The 3390-nt window shown below is 75.8% G+C and carries 3 protein-coding genes; all 3 read left to right on the top strand.

The genetic code is table 11. The annotated features are described in order from the left end of the window. On the top strand, positions 1-1390 hold a 1390-nt coding region (locus MXD58_RS23280), incomplete at its 5' end, for a lipopolysaccharide biosynthesis protein (RefSeq protein WP_250609919.1). Continuing rightward, complete coding sequence (locus MXD58_RS23275; RefSeq protein ID WP_248839496.1) at positions 1387-2382, top strand: class I SAM-dependent methyltransferase; 996 nt, start codon at positions 1387-1389, stop codon at positions 2380-2382. The genes MXD58_RS23280 and MXD58_RS23275, both read left to right, overlap by 4 nt. Continuing rightward, the coding region (locus tag MXD58_RS23270; RefSeq protein ID WP_250609918.1) for a glycosyltransferase at positions 2379-3390 on the top strand (1012 nt) is incomplete at its 3' end. The genes MXD58_RS23275 and MXD58_RS23270, both read left to right, overlap by 4 nt.

Genomic DNA, 3390 nt, shown 5'->3' with positions numbered 1-3390 from the left:
ACTGCCCGAGCTGCCCGTCGTCGCGGCACCGACGGCGCCGGAGCCGGCCATCGCGGCGATGCCGGTGCCGCGGGCACCGGTACCCGACGAGGTGCACCGCCTGCCCACCATCGGGCGGGCCGGCGCGGTCATCACCGGCTGGCTGGGCCTCGCCGCCCTCGCCAGCCTCGGCCAGGCGGTGCTCACCGCGCGGATGCTCCCGCTGGCCGGGCGCGGCGCGCTGGTGGTGGTGCTCACCGTCTCCGCGTTCGGCGCGCTCGTCGGCGGCCTCGGCACCAACGTCGCGTTCCGGCACTTCTTCGGCCTGCCCGACCCACCGGTCTCCCTCGGCGACTACCTGGGCCTGACGCTGGCCATGACGCCGATCGCCGTCGTCCCCATCACCGGGGCGTCGATGCTCGTGCTCACCCTGTCCGGCGGTGCACGGGTCGACGCGGGCCTGGTGCTCGCGGCGGCGGGGCTCGCCGCGGCGAACATGCTCGCGAACCAGACGCTGGACGCGCTCAACGCCGCCGGCTCGATCCGGCTGGCCGCCGGGATCGTCGCCGGCACCGGGCTGGTTCAGCTGGGCCTGCTGGTCGTCGGGCCGCATCACCCCTCGCTGGAGCACATCCTGGTGGTCCTGGCCGCGGGATGGGTCGTGCAGGCCGTCGTCTGCGTGGCTGCCCTGGCCCGGTCGGGGGTGCCCACGCGGCCGCGGCACGACCAGGTGGCGTGGCAGCTGCTGATCGGGAAGGGGCTGCCGGCGCTCGGGCTCAACATGGGCGCGACCGTCGCCTTCCGGTTCGACCGCCTGCTCGTCGCCGCCTTCGGCGGCGCGCCCGCCGCGGCGGTGTACTCGATCGCGTCGGCGAGCTGCGAGGCGCTGCGCCTGCTGCCCGGCTCCGTCGGCCAGGTGGTGTTCCACCGCGCCGCCCGGGGCCGGCTGTCCCGACCGGCGCTGGCGCGGGCGACTCGCGTGGTCTGCGTGATCCTGCTGGTCGCCGCCGGCGTGCTCATGCTGCTCGCGCCATGGCTGCTGCGGACCCTGTTCGGGCCGGGCTACGCCGGGGCCGTCACGCCGATGCGGCTGCTGCTGGCGGCGGAACTGCTGCTGGCCCCGTTCCTGATCGAGTGCCGGGTGCTGACCGGCCTGGGCCGCACCCGCGCGGCCGGCGGAGTCGGCCTGGTCGGACTGCTGCTGTCGGTGGCGACCTATCCCGTCCTGGTGCCGTGGCTCGGGCCCGCCGGCGGCGCGATCGCGAGCATCGTCGCCTACACCCTCATGTCCGTCCTGACCCGCCTCGCGCTGCGCGGGGAGCTCGCACCGGGCGCCACCCCGGCGCAGCGGCCCGCGGAAGAACCACGACGTGACGGACCGCCGGCCACCCTCGGAAAGGGATCATCGTGACCACCAACCTCGCCGGCACGGACCGACCGTCCCCCTCCCCGCCGACGCCGGCGCCGGCGGACAGGCCGCGGGCCACCCTCGTCGTCCGCCCGGGCACGCACGGCCCCCGACTGGTCTTCTACCGGCAGGCCGCCGACGCCGACTACTGGGACCGGCTGTGGGACGACCAACCGGTGGACTACCGCCGGGCCCGCGGCGGGCATCTCCCGCCGCACCTGCGCCGGGCCGTGCGCCGCCACCTGCGCCCCGGCGGACGGGTGCTGGAGGCCGGCTGTGGGCCGGGGGAGTTCAGCGTCGCGATGGCGGCCCGGGGCTTCACCGCCGAGGCGGTCGACTGGGCGCCGCGAACCGTGGAGCGGCTGCGGACGGCGGCGCCGGAGCTGCGGGTGTGGCAGGGCGACGTCCGCCGGCTCGACGCGCCCGACGGGTACTACGACGCCGTCTACTCGCCCGGGGTCTGCGAGCACTTCGTCGAGGGCCCGCACGAGGTGCTGCGCGAAACCCTGCGGGTGCTGCGCCCGGGCGGGATCGCACTGGTCTCGACGCCCTGTTTCAGCCCGATGCTGCGGGTCGGCTCGATGCTGCGGGTCGGCTCGATGCTGCGGGTCGGCTCGATGCTGCGGGTCAGCCCGATGCTGCGGAGGGGTCCGGAGCGGGGCGCCGGGGAATTCTACCAGTACGCGTTCACCCCGGCGGAGCTGACCGTGGTGTTGCGCGAGGTCGGCTTCGAGCGGGTGCGGGCGCATCCCTACGGGGCGCTGGCCACCGTGCTGGAGTTCACCGGGCCGGGCCGGGCCGTGGCGGCCCGGGTCGAGCGCAGGCGGCTGCGGGTGCTGGAGGCCGGGCTGGACCTGCTCGGCGCGGCCCACCTGTCGGGGCGGGCCTGCCTGTGGGTGGCCCGGCGCCCGGATCCGTCGCCTCCCGGGCAACCGTCGCGCACCGCGGACCCGGCGCAGGCTCCGGTCACCGTTGAGGAGGAGCGTTCGGCATGAGGATCGCCACGTTGGTGAAGACCGGCGACGGCCCGCTGTGGATCATTCCGCAGGTGCTGGCCGAGCGGGCGGCGGGCGACGAGGTCGTCGTTCTGCTGCCGGCGCCGCACCACGCCGAGAGCCGGGTGGCGCGGGAACTGGCGGCACTGGGCGTCGAGGTCGTCGAGAGTCCCGCCCCGCTGCGCGGCGGGTCACCGCTCGCGCAGCTCGTGGGCGTCCGGCGGCTGCGGACGTTGCTGCGTGCCCTGGACGTCGACGTCGTGCACTACCACCTGTACGCCTCCGCCCTCGCGGCCCGGCTGGCGACGCTGGGCACCCGGATCACCCGGGTGCACATGGTCGCCGGACCGCTGTACCTGGACAACGGGCTGATCCGGCGGGTCGAGCGGGTCCTGTGCCGGCTTGACCACATGCTGATCGCGTCCAGCGGCGACATCGCGGCGCGCTACGCGGCGCTCGGCGTGCCGGCGCACCGGTTGCGCACCCTGTCCTACGGCGTTGACCTGGCGCGGTTCACCCCGGCCGACGAGCAGCGGCGCGCGCGGGCCCGGGCGGAGTTCGATCTGCCCGCTGACGAGTTCGTCGCCGTCTGCGTCGCGTACTTCTACCCGCCGAAGCGGCTCGTTCGGCCCGGCCAGGGCGTGAAGGGCCACGAGGTGCTGCTCGCGGCGTGGGCCCGGTTCGTCGAGCGGGGCGGTGAGGGCACCCTGATCCTGCTCGGCGGCGGCTACGGCGAGGCCGGCGAGCAGTACCGGGACCGGCTGCGGGCGTGGTCCGCGACGCTGCCGGGCGCGGACCGAATCCGCTGGGTGGAAAGCGTCACCGACGTGTCGCCGTACTACGCCGCGGCGGACGTGAACGTCGTGTCGTCCTGGTCGGAGAGCTACGGCGCCGGTGGGGAGGCGTCGGCCTGCGGGGTGCCGTCGGTGTCCACCCCGGCCGACGAGCAGCGGCGCGCGCGGGCCCGGGCGGAGTTCGATCTGCCCGCTGACGAGTTCGTCGCCGTCT

It is taken from the genome of Frankia sp. AgKG'84/4, assembly GCF_023242965.2.
GTDB lineage: Bacteria > Actinomycetota > Actinomycetes > Frankiales > Frankiaceae > Frankia.
Note: the sequence above shows the minus strand (reverse complement) of the source record. Positions and strands in the feature narration are given on the sequence as shown.